The sequence below is a fragment of the Elizabethkingia argenteiflava genome (genome assembly GCF_009904105.1).
Taxonomy (GTDB): domain Bacteria; phylum Bacteroidota; class Bacteroidia; order Flavobacteriales; family Weeksellaceae; genus Elizabethkingia; species Elizabethkingia argenteiflava.
On the sequence record NZ_JAAABJ010000158.1, the window covers coordinates 1 to 16291 of the forward strand.

10 protein-coding genes and 1 riboswitch are annotated in these 16291 nt (G+C 36.1%); all 10 genes read right to left on the reverse strand.

The genetic code is table 11. From position 1 onward, the window contains the following. Nucleotides 1-363 precede the first annotated feature (363 nt). The 10 genes from GNY06_RS01200 to GNY06_RS01245 all read right to left on the reverse strand — a co-directional run bounded on the left by GNY06_RS01200 (nucleotide 364) and on the right by GNY06_RS01245 (nucleotide 15522). Nucleotides 364-1776, reverse strand: coding sequence for an efflux transporter outer membrane subunit (locus GNY06_RS01200; protein WP_166518439.1), 1413 nt, complete (start codon nucleotides 1774-1776; stop codon nucleotides 364-366). Nucleotides 1777-1797: 21 nt separating this feature from the next. Further along, nucleotides 1798-4920, reverse strand: coding sequence for an efflux RND transporter permease subunit (locus tag GNY06_RS01205; RefSeq protein WP_166518440.1), 3123 nt, complete (start codon nucleotides 4918-4920; stop codon nucleotides 1798-1800). A gap of 3 nt (nucleotides 4921-4923) precedes the next feature. Beyond that, a complete protein-coding gene (locus GNY06_RS01210; RefSeq protein WP_166518441.1) occupies nucleotides 4924-6072 on the reverse strand; it encodes an efflux RND transporter periplasmic adaptor subunit in 1149 nt (382 codons plus the stop codon). Nucleotides 6073-6344: 272 nt separating this feature from the next. Continuing rightward, nucleotides 6345-7109, reverse strand: coding sequence for a LytR/AlgR family response regulator transcription factor (locus tag GNY06_RS01215; RefSeq protein WP_166518442.1), 765 nt, complete (start codon nucleotides 7107-7109; stop codon nucleotides 6345-6347). Further along, nucleotides 7096-7926 carry a sensor histidine kinase gene (locus GNY06_RS01220; RefSeq protein WP_244614325.1) on the reverse strand — a complete coding sequence of 277 codons (831 nt, stop codon included), beginning with the start codon at nucleotides 7924-7926 and terminating at the stop codon, nucleotides 7096-7098. The genes GNY06_RS01215 and GNY06_RS01220 overlap by 14 nt, the downstream gene beginning before the upstream one ends. A gap of 1154 nt (nucleotides 7927-9080) precedes the next feature. Continuing rightward, nucleotides 9081-10040: a methylenetetrahydrofolate reductase [NAD(P)H] gene (gene metF, locus GNY06_RS01225; RefSeq protein ID WP_166518444.1), complete on the reverse strand. Its 960-nt coding sequence runs from the start codon at nucleotides 10038-10040 to the stop codon at nucleotides 9081-9083. Between the two features lie 216 nt (nucleotides 10041-10256). Beyond that, nucleotides 10257-11420 (reverse strand): trans-sulfuration enzyme family protein, encoded by a 1164-nt coding sequence (locus GNY06_RS01230; RefSeq protein WP_166518445.1) that lies wholly within the window; start codon nucleotides 11418-11420, stop codon nucleotides 10257-10259. A gap of 24 nt (nucleotides 11421-11444) precedes the next feature. Further along, on the reverse strand, nucleotides 11445-13871 hold the full coding sequence (gene thrA / locus GNY06_RS01235; protein ID WP_166518446.1) for a bifunctional aspartate kinase/homoserine dehydrogenase I: 2427 nt from the start codon (nucleotides 13869-13871) through the stop codon (nucleotides 11445-11447). Between the two features lies 1 nt (nucleotide 13872). Beyond that, on the reverse strand, nucleotides 13873-14841 hold the full coding sequence (locus GNY06_RS01240) for an alpha/beta fold hydrolase (protein ID WP_166518447.1): 969 nt from the start codon (nucleotides 14839-14841) through the stop codon (nucleotides 13873-13875). Between the two features lie 65 nt (nucleotides 14842-14906). Continuing rightward, a riboswitch (SAM riboswitch) is annotated at nucleotides 14907-15006 on the reverse strand. A gap of 102 nt (nucleotides 15007-15108) precedes the next feature. Continuing rightward, entirely contained in the window at nucleotides 15109-15522 is a 414-nt protein-coding gene (locus GNY06_RS01245; RefSeq protein WP_166518448.1) for an OsmC family protein, read from the reverse strand. Between the last annotated feature and the right edge of the window lie 769 nt (nucleotides 15523-16291).

Sequence of the window (16291 nt, forward strand, 5' to 3'; positions counted from 1 at the left end):
ACCAAACCTGAATTATTCCAAATCCGATACTATTAATAAGCAATACTGCTCTATTCTAATCCTTCTCAAATATCTACTGCGCTTCCCTTGGTTAACTTGTTATCGTTTGGGAGTGCAAAAATAGAAAGTTTATATATATTTAACAAATTTTATAACACTATTTTTCGAAAAAATACCCTAATTAACTCGATAACAGAATGAAAAATTTAAAAGTTATTATAGGTAAAAGTCTTGAATTTTATTTTACGGATAAAAAGATGATCGTTATTTCAATATTCATGAATTTATAATTGCATGGTGTACCTAATGCTATAATATGAGACGACCTTTTTAGCCGCCTCATTTATTTACAATACTGCTTTTCTAGTTGAGCCCTCCTCCTAAAGCTCTGTATAGGTCGACCTCAGCATTTAATTGTTCCAATGTAACATTCACATACTCCAGATCATTTTGAAGTTTATTATTTTGTGCCGTAATGACTTCTAAATAATTTGCCATACCACTTTGATATAGCCTGAAAGCATTATGAATAGCTTTTTCCAGAATTTTTGTTTTTTGCTCTAACAGATATAATCTTTCAGACGTTCCTTTAGCTTTAGCCATCGCATCAGATACTTCTCCTACAGCATTCATGAAAGTTTGCTTGAAATTAATTGCTGCTTTTTGCTGTTCTATCAGGGCTATTTGATAGTCTGTTCTAAGCTGCCTTTTCTGTAAAACAGGCAGGGCCAAATTAGCCGCTAAAGTTTTAGTAAGCGATCCCGGGAGATCAAACCAATTCTTCAATCGAAATGAATTGAGCCCTACTTGAGGAGATAAACTAATACTGGGGTACATGGCTACTTTTGCCAATCCTGTTTTAGCATTCAATTTTATTACATTCAATTCAGCTGCTTTAAGATCCGGACGTCTACTTAATAGCTGCACCGGAAGTCCTGAAGCAAGTTTTTGATCGGACAGTAGGCTTCTCTGGCTTGAACTCCTTTCTATAGAAGTGGGATATTCTCCACAAAGAATACTTAAGGCATTTTCCTGTACAGCAATATGCTGGATAGCCAAAGGGATTAAGAGTTCTGCAGTTTTCTTTTGAGCTTCCGATTGTTGTATGGCAAGAGAATTAATCTGCCCGGCTGTATATTGAAGTTTCATCATCGCTAAAGTCTTATCACTTAACTCAATATTTTCTTTTGCTATTTTTAATTGTTCATCTAAACTCACCAAATTATAATACGCCTGAGCTACTTGCACTAAAATCCTACTTTTTACAGCATTAAGATTTTCCTTTTGGGCAAGATAATCCGCTAAAGACGATTCCTTCTGCAAACGGGCTTTTCCCCAAATATCTACTTCCCAAGAGAACTTTAATGCTGTATTATAATCATAGGTATATTCATGAGCGGTAAACTGATTGGCAAGTGAGGCATTAAGACTATTCTTAGACGCCCAGCTCCTGTTGGCTCCCAGGGAGAAATCAAGCGTAGGCATCAACGTGTTTTTCGCCTGTTTGTATGCGAGATCCAGTTGCTCTATATTTTTCAAAGCAATTTTAACGTCATTATTCTTAATCCATGCTTTTTCTACAAGGTGGATCAAGGTGGAATCTTTAAAAAAAGTTTTCCATGGAAGTTCCACTGTGTCGCCGGTAAGCTGCACTTGCTTATAATTTTCGGGAATATGAAGATCTTGCCTTTGATATGGCGTTCTTACAGCACAAGACAACATAGTGCTTAGCATGGCACCTGACAAAAGAATTGAAATGATACTAAATATTTTCATTAGAAATGCTGTTTTGTGATATTATAATTTTTTTGATGAAAGTTTTTCTTCCACATATTGAAAGAATATATATAATATGGGTATGACAAAAATGCCCAATACTACACCGCCTAACATTCCCATTACGGCACTGATGCTAATGGACTTATTTGCTGATGCCATTCCGCCTGAAGAAAACATTAATGGAATCATTCCTACAATAAAGGCAAGAGAAGTCATAATAATAGGCCGTAATCTGGCTTTGGCACCCTCTAGTGCAGATTCAATAATAGACTGTCCGCCCTGTCTCCTCTGAACAGCAAATTCTACAATAAGTATGGCATTTTTAGCTAAAAGCCCGATAAGCATAATCAGCCCCACCTGCACGTAAATATTATTATCAAAACCGATGATTTTTATTCCTAATAAAGCTCCAACAATACCCGTAGGTATAGAAAGCATTACAGCCAAAGGAAGAATATAACTTTCATATTGCGCAGCCAACAATAGATAAACGAACAAAAGACAAAGACCAAAAATAGCCATGGTTTGCCCACCTGCAGATTTTTCTTCTAAACTTAAACCTGTCCACTCATAACTATAGTCTAAAGGTAATTTATTCAATGTATTCTCTAATTTGTCTATGAGTTTACCATTGCTTACTCCTGGTTTAGGAGATACATTGATGGTTAAGGAATTGTATAGGTTATATCTTGCTACAGATTCGGGTCCATATACTTTTTTAAGGGTGATCAGGGTACTGGCGGGAACCATCTCTCCTTTGTTATTCTTTACAAAAATATCATTGAATGCAGATTCATCCATTCTGAATATTCCGTCTGCTTTTATACTTACCTTGTAAAATTTACCAAATCTTGAAAAGTTCTGACTTTGATCACCAGAAAAATAAGACTGAATGGTTCCCAACAAATTATCAATATTTACCCCTAACTGATCTGCCTTATCCTCGTTGACCTCCAGTTCTAGCTGAGGGTAATCTGCCCTGAAAGTGGTATAGGCAAATCCTACTTCGGGTATTTGCATGATCTGACCGATGAGTTCATCTGCTTTTGCTTTCAGAATTTGGGGATCTCTACTCATTCTGTCTTGCAGAATGATTTCAGCATCATTGGTGACACCATAACCCTCTACTGGCGGCATTCTAAATGTCATAATATTCCCCTCTTTGACGGCCTTTAATTTGTCATTAACTATATGCATAATCTCATCAATATCTCGACTTCTTCCCCGCTCCTTTTTAGGTTTTAGTTTTACAAACCCCATCGCGTAAGCTGGTCCTGCACTGCTGCTTAGAAGATTGAAACCTGTAATAGAAGTATTCGTCTGGATGTCTTCGACTTCTTTTAGAAGGGTATTCACTTGTTGTGCAACTACTGTTGTTTTTGTTAACCCGGTACCCGGAGGCATGCTGAGTGTATACATAAAAAAGCCGTCATCTTCCATAGGCACAAAACTCTTGGGGGTACTCATTATAAGGTATCCCGCTAATACAATGATTGCTCCGATTATTCCCATGGATATCCATTTACGCTCAATCAATAATTTCATTCCGCTTATGTAACGATGGGTTATATTATTAAAACCCGCATTAAAAGCTGTTGAGAATTTTCTTTTAAAGTCATTTTGCGCATCAGGTCCACCTTCAAGATGATTATTTTTGAGAAATAGAGCACATAAAGCTGGTGTGAGGGTAAGAGCGTTAATCGCCGAAATAATAATCGCAATGGCCAATGTATATGCAAATTGTTTATAAAATAATCCGGCAGATCCGGACATGAATCCAATTGGAATAAATACAGCAGCCATAACCAATGTAATAGAAATAACCGCACTGGTGATTTCATGCATCGCTTTATGAGTGGCTTCTTTTGCTGAAAGTGTAGTCCCCTGCATATTACTGTGAACCGCTTCTACCACTACAATAGCGTCGTCTACTACGATACCGATAGCCAATACAAGGGCAAAAAGCGTTAATACATTAATGGTAAAGCCCAATAATAAAAGGAAAAAGAATGTGCCTACTATAGCTACAGGAACGGCAATGGCAGGAATAATTGTAGATCTAAAATCCTGAAGAAAAAGCAATACAACGATAAATACCAGAATAAACGCCTCAATTAGAGTCGTTTTTACCTGCCCCGTCGCTTCATCAAGTTTGTCTTTGGTACTCATCACCTTAGTATACTCTATATCTGGAGGAAAAGATTTGGAAAGTTTCTCCAAAGCTTTATTCACTTCTATTTCTATATCATTCGCATTGGAACCTGTAGTCTGCATGATGGCTATAGTCACTGCATTTTTTCCATTTGAAAGGTTATCACCACTATAAGAAACTGAACCAAATTCTACGCGAGCCACATCTTTCAGACGAACCAACTGATTCCCTACATTTTTAACAATGATATTTTGATATTGCTCTGGTTTATTTTTTTTTCCTTGGTACTTTATAACATACTCCAAAGCCGATTCGGATTCTTCCCCCAACTTTCCGGGTGCAGACTCCAGGCTATGCTGAGCAATAGCACTGGACACCTCACTGGGTACTATACCATATAAAGCCATTTTTTGCGGATTCAGCCATATTCTCATAGAATAATCCTTAATCCCAAATATCTGAGCCTGACCAACTCCTTTTATTCTTTTTATCTGTGGAATTAAATTGATGTTGGTATAATTCTGCAAAAATTTTTCATCATATTTTTTATTATCTTTAGTATAGATGTTGAAAACCATCACCATACTATTTTGCTGTTTCGAAGTGGTGAGTCCCATACGAATGACTTCTTGAGGGAGAACAGGAGTGGCTTGTTGCACTCTATTTTGCACATTTACAGCGGCTTGATCGGCATTAATCCCTTGTTTAAATATAACAGAAATGGTAAAACTACCATCATTACTTGCATTGGATTTAATATACGCCATGCCTTCTACCCCATTAATCTGCTCTTCAAGCGGGGTGACTACTGAACGTATTACTGTTTCACTATTTCCTCCAGGATAAGACCCGGATACCGTGATGGTAGGGGGTGAAATATCTGGGAAACGCGTTACGGGTAGCTGACTAAGCCCAATAATTCCCAATATCACGATAATAAGAGAAATAACTGTTGCCAATACAGGGCGGTCAATTATTTTTTTTAACATTTTTTAATCTTTTTTTGAATGAATCACTAATTTATGGTTGGAGATCACTTTAGGCAGAACCGCAGCTCCATCGGTAAGCCCATCCATTCTATTGATGGCGATTTTATCGCCGGCTTCAATTCCCGATGAAACAAAGTAATCCTGAGGGGTTTCTCCCGAAACTTCTATCGCCACCATTTGTACTTTATTCTGCTGCCCAAGTTTATAGACAAAGTATTTATCTTGAATATCTTTTACAGCAGTCTTTGGAATTTTAATGACATTATTTACATTATGGTAAACCATTACTCTTACCGTTCCCCCTGCTCTCAATAACCTATCGGGATTCTGAAATACCGCTTTCATTTGTATGCTTGCTGTATTTCTATCAAAATTTCCGCTGGCAGCCTCAAGATTACCTTTATAAGGATAGGTTTCACCATCGGGAAGGATTATTTCTACTTTTTTAGATTTATTTCCGTAGGATATCAGAGATTTATTATACCGAATAAAATCTGCCTCGTTCATAGAGAAATAAACATTGATATTAGAAATATTGGAAAGTGTAGTCATAGGGGAAGGATCCGAAGGAGCAATGAGGCTGCCTATTCTGCTCGGAATTCTTCCAATATAACCACTCACGGGCGCCTTAATATAGGTAAAACCCGCATTTATTTTGGAAGAGAGCAGGGACGCTTGTGCTTGTGCTACCTGTGCTGAAGCCGCCTGGTAATTCGCCTGAGCTATTTTGAGTTGCATCTCCGAAACGACATTACCTTCTACTAAGGGTTTTAATTTGTCCATTTCAAGTTTTGCACTACTCTGACTTGCCATAGCTGCTTTTAAGGCGGCCTGATTATTATTCACCTGTTGGTTATAAACTGAAGGGTTTATTTTAAACAGTAGCTGTCCTCTGTTTACATACTGCCCTTCTTTTACATACACCGCTTCTAGATACCCGGTGACCTGCGCTTTAATCTCCACATTATCCTGCCCTTCTATACTACCGGGGTAGCCTATGGGTAGTTCTACATCCTCCGCATTCACCGGAATAAAATCTGTAGATAGCGCGGAATTTGACGTAGTGTTGTCCTGATGTTTTTCCGAATTGCAGCTATACATGGCGACTGCAACAGCAAGCGACAATGCCAAATATCCTGTTTTAGACTTCATAATATTGTTTTTTATGGTAATAACTACAAAATAAACAGATAAAAAAACCACACTGTCTGGTAAATACAGTGAAATGTAATTATTGGTCGTTGAAGCGTATCTTGTTTATGATGAACAGATTTTAGAATTCTGCTAGTTTCTTCGGTTTTGTGTCTTTTTTGTTGATTATAAAGAGGGCTGATCTTGAAACAATCGGTACCGAAATCGCTAAGGTAAAACTTTGTAAATCCACTGAAAAAAACTCTCAATTTATTAATTGAGAGTGAATCAACTTAAAAGTCTAACCAAGATTTAAATGAAGAAGCTTTTTCTCGGCTTACAATGACGTCTATTCCAGGATGCTTTTTTAACTGAAGTTTAAGTTTCCCATTAAAATAATTGAAAACCTGTATCACCGCATCAATATGAATAATAAATTGCCTGTTGGCTCTGAAAAACATTTTAGGATCCAACTGCCTCTCCAGTTCTTCAAGCGTTTGGGGAAGCGTCTCTATATTTCCTGTATTGAACATCGCTTTGCTCATCCCAAGTTCTGTATAAAAATATAAAACATCCTCTACCAATACTGTTTTATATCCATCACGATGGGCTAGAAGGAAACGCCTTCGGTAATCTTTAGGCTGAATATAGTTAAGTAGCCCCTCTATAGCTGTACCCAAATAGGGAACTGATTCCATAAAATTTTCGTAGTTACTCAGGGCCTTTTCAAGTTCTTCCTCTTCAATGGGTTTTAGTAAATAATCAATGCTGTGATACTTAAAGGCTTTTACCGCATATTCGTCATAAGCCGTGGTAAAAATAACAGGGCTTCTCACCTCAAATTGATTAAAGATTTCAAAACTCAGCCCATCCGATAAACGAATATCCATTACTATTATATCTGGTGCAGGATGTGTTTTAAGCCAAGCTACAGAAGATGATATGGAATCTTCTACAGAAAGAACTTCCACATGAGGTCTTATTTTTAAAAGCAACCTCTTGAGCCGATCAGCATTTGGTTTTTCATCTTCTATTATTAATATTTTATTGACTTTCATATAATGGAATTTTTGCCATAAACTCTTTTTCTGTCTGCTGGATTACAGGCTGTTTATCCCCTAAAAATTCAAAACGATGCAGAATATTCTGTATCCCAAACCCTGCAGAATATGCTTTATTAATAAGGGGTAACAAAGAATTGTAGACCACCAAATATTGGTCATCGGTAGTGTAAATCTTTATTTGTAGAGGATTCGTTTTCGAAGTTTTATTGTGCTTTAAAGCATTTTCGACTAAAAACTGTAAAGCTAAAGGAGGGAGAAATAACTTGCTGTATTCTTTATTTATTGAAATATCAAATTTCACGCCTGCTCCCACTCTTTTTGTAATTAAATAAATATATGAGTTTAGGAATTGTAATTCTTCTTCTAAGGTAATGGAATCCTGCTTGGAATTGATCAACAGATAACGATATACCTTTGCAAGACTTTCGGCATACTCATAACCCAACTGTTGATCTTCTAAAATAAGTTCTGAAAGAACGCTTAAATTATTAAATATAAAATGAGGATCAATCTGTAATTTTAAGGTCTGAAGCTCTGCCGCCATGGCTGCTCTTTTATGTTCGGAAGCTTTCAGTTGATGCTGAGTCGCCTCCAATGCTGTTTTTTTCCAGTTTTCTAACAAATAATCTCCAGTATTAATGGCACTGATAATTAAAGAAATACCTATATTAGAAGCGAGCCACTGCCCCAAAAAAGTGATTTCTTCTCTATAATCTATTTTTCCAAGAGACTCACGACTCTGAGAAAAAATCAGGTGAAGAATGATGACAAAAATAATACTCCCTACAATTTGAAGCAGTGACTGGGTCATCAATCTTTTCATACTTCGGGTATGCCAAGAAATTTTTTTATCTAGATAATTATCAATAAAAATACTGACCTCCGAAAGCATTATTGAAAATAATAATGCCCATAAAACATCCTCAAATATGTAAAGCCAGGGCTTGTTAATAAGCTCTTTATATGAAAAAGGGTTGATTAAATAGGAGAATATATAGAAAAACAAAAAAGCGGTTATCCAAATTAGTGTTCTTTTTTTCAACCCATATAGCAGTTTTTTATTTTTAGCTGTCATACATTTATCAGTGCGGTGATTTTTTATGCGTGTAAAGATAGAGATTGACTTAAATAAATATTTGTGATTTTAGTTCAAACCGTGAAAATAGTCAATGAAACGTTAAATATTTAGGTTAGAAGGTGTTGTAAATTTAAGTATAAAAGTTTAGATTAAATATGGATTTTATCCTATTTTCTGTGTACAACTAAAGGCTTTCCCACCAGCCTATTCTTAAGTTTTTTATATAGAATACTCATCCTAAATGTGCTATGAAAGTAATTACGGATAACTTTTCTAAGGCCTTTTAGCTTTGTCCAGCCTTAGAAAAGTTGATATTCATCATGTTATCAGGATCATAATACCTGCCCTTATTCATCATACTCTTTACATTAATTAAGGGAATGTGATATTGCTTATATATACGATTCTCTATGGCGTTGAGCGTATATGCTACGGACTACTAAGACTTTTTACAATCATAAATCTTTACTGTGACACTTTTGAGAAAATATGCATGAAAGTCTGTTGATAGATTTTTACAAGACCTTATCATTATAATATTACCTCCTATAATACTTGAAGAAAACCACAAATTTTACCATGGGCTAATGTTTATCTTTTTATAAAGCTATAACCTGAAAAACTATAAGCATAAGTCCTTGTGGAGATACTTTGGCTTCATGTTCTTTTAAGCAGTCACTAAATATCTCAAAAGCATAAAGAAGCCATACACCTCAACATCCACAAGAGGAAATCAATGTTTCTTATGCTCAATTTTATCTATCACTATTCAGTATGCTTTCTCTATTAAACTTTGACTTTATCTTATTAGAATAATGCCTCGAAAAAAACTTATTATCGATTTTTGTTAGTATTTAAATAAGTCATGGTGCTTAGAATCTCTAAGATTAAAAAAATTCTCTGATCACCTTTTGGATATTATCGCTTTTTCCCATGGTATAAAAATGCAGTGCAGGTACTCCAAATGTCAATAATTCTTTGCATTGTTGAATACACCACTCTATTCCCACCTGCCTGACGGCTTCATTGGTTTTGCATTGGATAACAGCATTTACAAGATCCTCGGGAATATCTATTTTAAAAGCCTGGGGTAGAAGTTTAATATGTTTTTTTATGGCAAAAGGTTTTATGCCCGGAATAATAGGAACTTTTATTCCAATCTCTCGGGCCTTATTTACAAAATCAAAATATTTGCTATTGTCCATAAACATTTGGGTTACGATATAGTCTGCGCCTAAATCTACCTTTTTTTTCAACATATTGAGATCGTATAACAAGGATGGTGCTTCTAAATGTTTTTCTGGATATCCTCCCACACCTATACAAAAGCTGTTATGGGTACTCGTTCCTGAGACTTCTCCATCCAGAAATTTTCCTTTTCCTAAATCACTAATCTGGGAAACGAGATCTGAAGCATATCGATTCCCTCCTTTTGATGGCTCAAAATATTTTTCCCCCTTCATAGGATCGCCACGTAATGCCATGATGTTGTCAATTCCCAGATAAAGACAATCTACAAGAAGATACTCCGTCTCTTCTTTGGTGAATCCCCCACATAAAACATGGGGCACGGTATCTACATTATATTTGTATTGAAGAGCGGCACATATTCCCAAGGTGCCTGGACGCATACGCGAAATTCTACGTTCCATCAATCCTTCTGCTTTTTCAATATAGATGTATTCTTCTCGAGATGTAGTCACATCTATAAAAGAGGGGTTAAACTCCATTAATGGATCTATATTTTTATATAAATCTTCAATCCCATAACCTTTCTGAGGCGGGATAATTTCATAGGAAAGAAGTGTCTTTCCTTTGCTCTGTGAGATATGATGGGTAATTTTCATAATTTGCAGGAATCAATTAAACATCGTGAACTACATGCTCTGGATTTTTTACTTATATAAAAAAGCAAGAGCTTATTTTAACTGCTTAAGCTACACACGATATTTCTTAAAAAGGAGCTGATGAATCTCCTTTCAAGGATTTATTATTATTTTAACAATTTATAATTTTAATCTGCTCTTCTTTAACATTCATTCAATTCTTAAAGATTAATCCGATTAAGCTTCTAATGCCTGTTTCAAATCGGAAATAATATCATCGATGCACTCCAAACCTACAGAACATCTTACTAAACCCGGGGTAATGGCTACGGCTAAGCGCTCTTGTTCTGTCAATTTACTATGTGTAGTGGATGCTGGATGGACAATAATGGTTCGGGTATCTCCTAAATTTGGAGATAGGGAACACAACTGGATATGATCCATAAAATGACGACCCTTTTCCAATCCTCCTTTTACTTCGAAAGCGATAATATTACCTCCTAATTTCATTTGCTTTTTAGCAATTTCATAGTGGGGATGTGATCTTAGAAAAGGGTATCTAACGGTTTTTACCTGAGGGTGAGTTTCCAAAAAAGCAGCTACTTTAAAAGCATTTTCACAATGTTTCTCTAGACGGATGGCCAAAGTTTCTAAACTTTTAGAGAGTACCCAAGCATTAAAAGGCGCTAAGGATGGCCCTGTGTTTCTAGAAAATAAATAGATCTCTCGAATTAAATCAGCTTTTCCCACTACCACTCCTCCCAGCACTCTTCCCTGTCCATCAATAAGTTTGGTTGCGGAGTGCACCACCAAATCGGCTCCATATTTAATCGGTTGCTGTAGATAGGGTGTTGCAAAGCAATTGTCTACTACAAAAATAAGATGATGTCTTTGGGCAATCTTACCCAAGATTTCCAAATCTAAAATTTCTATAGCTGGATTGGTGGGAGTTTCCACATACAAGATTTTAGTTTGGGGAGTGATCTGCTTTTCTATATCCTCAAGCTTACCTGCTTTAAAGTAGGTGGTGGTGATATTCCATTTTGAAAAATACTTAGTAAAAAGTGTATGGGTAGCACCAAATATGGATTGGCAACTCAATATATGGTCTCCACTGTTAAGGAGGGCAGCCAGCGTATTATAAACGGCAGCCATTCCAGAAGCAAAAGCATAACCGGCTTCTGCCCCTTCTAATTTCACCATTTTATCAGTAAATTCGTTTACCGTGGGGTTGCTGTAGCGGCTATAGATGTTTTTTTCTTTTTCTTCGGCAAAGGAAGCCCTCATATCTTCGGCATCCTGAAAAATAAAACTGGAAGTCAAAAATAAGGGAGTGGAATGCTCGTCATATTGCGTTCTTTCAGTTTGAATTCGTATCGCTTGTGTTTCAAAATTTTCCATATTTTAATCCTTATCGTATTTATATTACTTATGTTCGCTTACTCTTAAAATATCGCCGAAAACACCTCTGGCAGTGACTTCCGCACCTGCACCTGCACCCATTATTACTAAGGGATTCTCTCCATAAGATTCTGTATAAATCTCGAAAATAGAATCGGACCCCTTCACCTGTCCGAGGCTAGCCGTTCGGGGTACTGAAATTAGTTTTACTTCTAAATCGCCTTTTTCTTTTTGTAGATCTCCTTTCAACTCCCCCACATAGCGCAGAACATGATCTGGGGGTAAAGATTGTTTCAATTGCACATATTTATCATTGAGCTCTTCCAATCGGGATATAAAGTCGTCTTTTGCTACATGCTGAAGGCTCTCAGGAATTAAATTCTGGATGTGAATATCCGAAAATTCATTGACCAGGTCGAGCTCACGGGCAAGTATTAAAAGTTTTCTGGCCACATCGTTTCCGGAAAGATCCTCTCGCGGATCCGGCTCCGTATAACCTTTATCCCTCGCTTCTCTTAAAATGTTACTAAAGGAAACCTCTCTTATAGAAAAATGATTAAAAATATAACTGAGCGATCCTGAAAAGACGCCCTTAATTCGGGTGATATTTTCTCCTGAGAGATGCAGCAATTTAATGGTATCTATTAGGGGTAAGCCTGCCCCTACATTGGTCTCGTACAGATATTTTTTATTGTTCTCATGGAGCACTTTTCTTAAATTTCTATATTGATGAATAGGTAGCGTATTAAAGATTTTATTGGAGGATACCAAATCAAATCCATTTTCTGCAAAAAATTCATAATGATCTACAAATGTATGACTGACAGTATTGTCTACGGCAATAAGGTTCTCAAGATGATTTTCTTTAGCATATTTAACTAATTCTCCTATATCTGCAGCTTTTGACGCGTTTTGTAGTTGGTGTTCCCAATTTTTGCCTATTCCTTTTTTATCTAAAATCATTTTTCGGGAATTGCTAATTCCAAATATTTTAATATGGGTATTCTTACGATTAACAATATCGTATGTAGAGTGTAATATCTGATTAATCAATGTTTTACCTACGGTCCCACATCCAAAAATGGCCAAATGAATTTGCTTAGGATTTTCAAATAACTCACCATGTATAATATTAAGGGCTTTACTGGTATCTTCTTTACGAATAACAATACTTACATTAGCACCCGATACAGTATTGCTGATCAGTAAAGGTTCCACCTGATTTTTAATCAAAGCATTATATGACTGATTAAAATGTGACATTTTCTGGCCGATAATGGAGATTACACTTAAATTATCCACGCTATGAATAGCTTGTACATCCTTGGTATCATAATCTCTTGCAAACTCTTTTCGGAGAACTTCTACAGCTTTGAGGGCATCCGACTGGTCTACGACCACCCCCATTCCCCTTTCTGAAGATCCTTGGGAAATAACTCCCACACTCACTCCAGCACGGCTTAAGGCTCCGAAAAATCGTGCATCTACACCTACTTTCCCCAATAATCCCCGCCCTTCAAAGACGACCAATGATTTGTCTTGCTGCAACATTAGAGATTTTACAGAAGTGTTGGTTTGATCATTTGAAATTAGAGTTCCGGTTTGATCAAACCCTTTAAAGGTGTTTAGTATTTTTAAAGGGATGTTTTTATCGATAAGTGGTAAAATAGTTTTATCGTGTAAAATATTCATCCCAAAGTTTACCATTTCATTGGCCTCTTGGAAAGAGAGATTTTTAATATGCCGGGCATCTTCTACCCATTCGGGATTCACGGAAAAAACGCCATCTACATGAGTGTAGTTTTCCAAAATTTCCGCATCGATAAATTTTGCGACCAATGCGGCCGAATAGTTACTACCATTTCGCCCTAGAGTAGTGGTTTCACCGTTTTCTGTAGCTCCTATAAAACCCGTCACTACAGGAATGATCTCTCGCTGCCTAAATTCTTGAAATATCTTTTGTGCGAAACGTTCAGAAATTTCCTCCTTGGGAATGGCATTTCCAAAGCGGTTATCGGTTATGAGGAAAGTTCGGGCATCTACAAATTTTGCAGGCAAGGATTGATGATTTAAAAGATGGACTAAGGTTTTGGCAGAAAGAATTTCACCAAAGCTTAAGATTTCATCTTTTATTTTCAGAGAATAGTCTTTTAACAATTTAACCCCCGAAAAGAAATTTTTAAGCGTCTTAAATTCATCTTCCAAAACACTCTGGTATTGAGAAATAGGCTTTAATTGATCTTCTTTAAAGTTAATCCAATCTTCCTCCTCCCATTGTCCGTTTTTAGCATTTTCCAATAATGCCATGAGTGTATCTGTGGTGTTCCCTCTCGCTGAAACTACGATACAAATATCCTCCTGATTCAATTTTTTATATCTAATAATTTCTAATGCTTTCTCAAGCCCCTGCCCATTGGCTAAGGATTTTCCTCCAAATTTTAAAACCTTCATACTATTTTTTAAATATTTTGTGTAAAATTTTATTCAACTGCTCATACTCTATCAGAAAAGCATCGTGCCCATGAATAGAGTGAATGATGAAATGTGAAACATTCTCTTTCCTTTTTTTTAATTCCACATAGGTTTTACGATCTTCGGAAATAGGAAAAAATAAATCACTATCCACGGAGACGATAAAAATACCCGCTTTTATCTGGCTTAAATCATCATAAGGGTTGTCTTGCCTGGCTTCACTTTCTATGGTGGAAAGAAGCTGATTCATCATTTTATAAGAGGATAAGGTAAATCTCTGGTGGAGGCTTTCTCCATGAAAATTCAACCAAGCCTCAGATTTTCTAAGTTCTTTTTTTTCCTGTATTTTTTCATTTTTAAACCTTTGGTTTAAGGATTGGGGGCTCCTATAGCACAACATGGCATGGATTCTGGCTTTTTGTAAAGGTTTATCGCTTTGACGGAGCAAGAAATCCTGCACTAAACACTGTGCATATAACCAGTCCGAGGTTTTCCAGTCGGTTGCTATGGGAATAAAATTCTCTGCCAAATCGTTTTTTAAACCTAGCATTTCCCAACCGATAGCTCCCCCTAAAGAACTGCCAATAAGTGCAAAAACTTTTTTTATATCAAGGCACTCCAAACCTAGAAGAAATAAACGGGCGATATCTCTTGTTACAAAATCTTTGGGTCGGTCTATAAAAAAGCCATCATATGCATTGCCCGGAATATTAAAAGCCAACACCGTATATTTATGGGTATTAATGCTTTTATCCTCCCCTATGGCTTTTCTCCACCATCCCTTTTCTCCTGTCACCGTAGAGTTCCCAGTAAGAGCATGATTGACAAGTACAATAGGAGCACTATAGAGGGGACATCCAAAAACCTCATAACTTAAAGGAATATGATATATTTTCCCAGACTGGGTTGTGAAATTTTCAATAGATAGGGTATGTAGGAAATCTTTCAATTTTATATTTTTTTATCTTAATATAAAATTGAAAATGCCCAGAAAAAGGCTAAAGTACTCCTGTATGGTTATCTTTCCAATTGGTAGAATGTAGCACCTTCTTCGGCAGGCGAAGGGTTGCTAAGGCGTCATAGGGTCTATTCCCTCAGCCTTTCCTGATAACATTTTCAATATTTAAAGAACTAATCTTAACCGCTAAGGTACAAACAATATGCATTTTAACAAAAAAAGCGATCAAATATTTAATCGCTTTTTTTGTTTATCTTATTATACCCCACTCATACGGACTTCCCATGTTATATTCACCTGAGGGTCTAATGATTTTGAAACCGAACAGTATTTTTCAAAAGATAATTCAGCTGCTCTATTGGCTTTTTTGGGATCGACTTCACCTTCCAGCTGAAAGACGATATGAATATTTCGAAAGGGTTTAGCTTCATCAACTTGCACACGAGAACCTTCAACTGAGGCCGAAAAAGAAGTAATTTGCTGCTTTTGTTTCTTTAGTATGGCAACCATATCAATACTACTACAGCCCGCTAAGCCCATTAATACGGCTTCCATAGGACTTACTGCCTGAGGATTATCCTGACTCGTGTTGTCTAAAAGAATTTTATGCCCGTTCTCATTTGTCAATTCAAAGAGGTAATTGTCATCGATTCTATTCAAGGTTATATTCATTATTTTATATTTTAAATTCTTCTTTACTCTACAAAGATATATATTCAATAACTAAGCCTTAATGGGTAACCGCTGAAATTTATATATGTTTTTTTATCTCCATACCCGAAACTCTATATATTGAGAAAACAAATTATGATACAAGATAGTGACGATAAATTTCTATAAGCGCATCAAATATGGTACTAAATCTTCATAAAACTTCTATAAATTGACAGATCCGCTTCTATCTGTTTCATCTAAAACTGTATCATGTTTTAAACCTGCTCGGCTATCATAATACATCAGTCCTATATTTACAGAAACTAAAGGATGTAAAACCGCTAAGTAGAGAATATAGGGCGTAATGAATAGCGTTAAAAACACCGATATAAGAGAAATATAGTCTGATAGAGTAGTGAAATACAATATAAGATAGATTGGTATAAAACAAAAAATAAAGATGAATATCTGATTGAATACATAAACCAGAGCTATTGAGCCGACATATTTCCAGAAATTTTTAGAAAATTGTATTTGAAATGCCTTGATAATGGAATTAAAAAAGGCCTCTTCTGTATAATAAATATTGAAGAGTGTAAAATAATTGATATTATAAACCACAGGAATAACTAAAAACATCGAAAAAAAACCTACTCCACCAATGTAGGCTTCCCTTTTTTAGTACGATTTAAAATTAGACAATTTTTCATATTGTACCCAATTTATTTTCTGTTAATTTATAACAGCAAGTTTCTGTTTTTCCTTTTCTCTGTATTTCACAGGAGAC

Excerpts from the sequence above, each read along its gene's own strand:
- metF (WP_166518444.1), bottom strand. The coding sequence starts at position 10,040 with ATGAAAATTACCCATCATATCTCACAGAGCAAAGGAAAGACACTTCTT.
- GNY06_RS01200 (WP_166518439.1), bottom strand. The coding sequence starts at position 1,776 with ATGAAAATATTTAGTATCATTTCAATTCTTTTGTCAGGTGCCATGCTA.
- GNY06_RS01220 (WP_244614325.1), bottom strand. The coding sequence starts at position 7,926 with ATGACCCAGTCACTGCTTCAAATTGTAGGGAGTATTATTTTTGTCATC.
- GNY06_RS01245 (WP_166518448.1), bottom strand. The coding sequence starts at position 15,522 with ATGAATATAACCTTGAATAGAATCGATGACAATTACCTCTTTGAATTG.
- GNY06_RS01230 (WP_166518445.1), bottom strand. The coding sequence starts at position 11,420 with ATGGAAAATTTTGAAACACAAGCGATACGAATTCAAACTGAAAGAACG.
- thrA (WP_166518446.1), bottom strand. The coding sequence starts at position 13,871 with ATGAAGGTTTTAAAATTTGGAGGAAAATCCTTAGCCAATGGGCAGGGG.
- GNY06_RS01210 (WP_166518441.1), bottom strand. The coding sequence starts at position 6,072 with ATGAAGTCTAAAACAGGATATTTGGCATTGTCGCTTGCTGTTGCAGTC.
- GNY06_RS01205 (WP_166518440.1), bottom strand. The coding sequence starts at position 4,920 with ATGTTAAAAAAAATAATTGACCGCCCTGTATTGGCAACAGTTATTTCT.
- GNY06_RS01215 (WP_166518442.1), bottom strand. The coding sequence starts at position 7,109 with ATGAAAGTCAATAAAATATTAATAATAGAAGATGAAAAACCAAATGCT.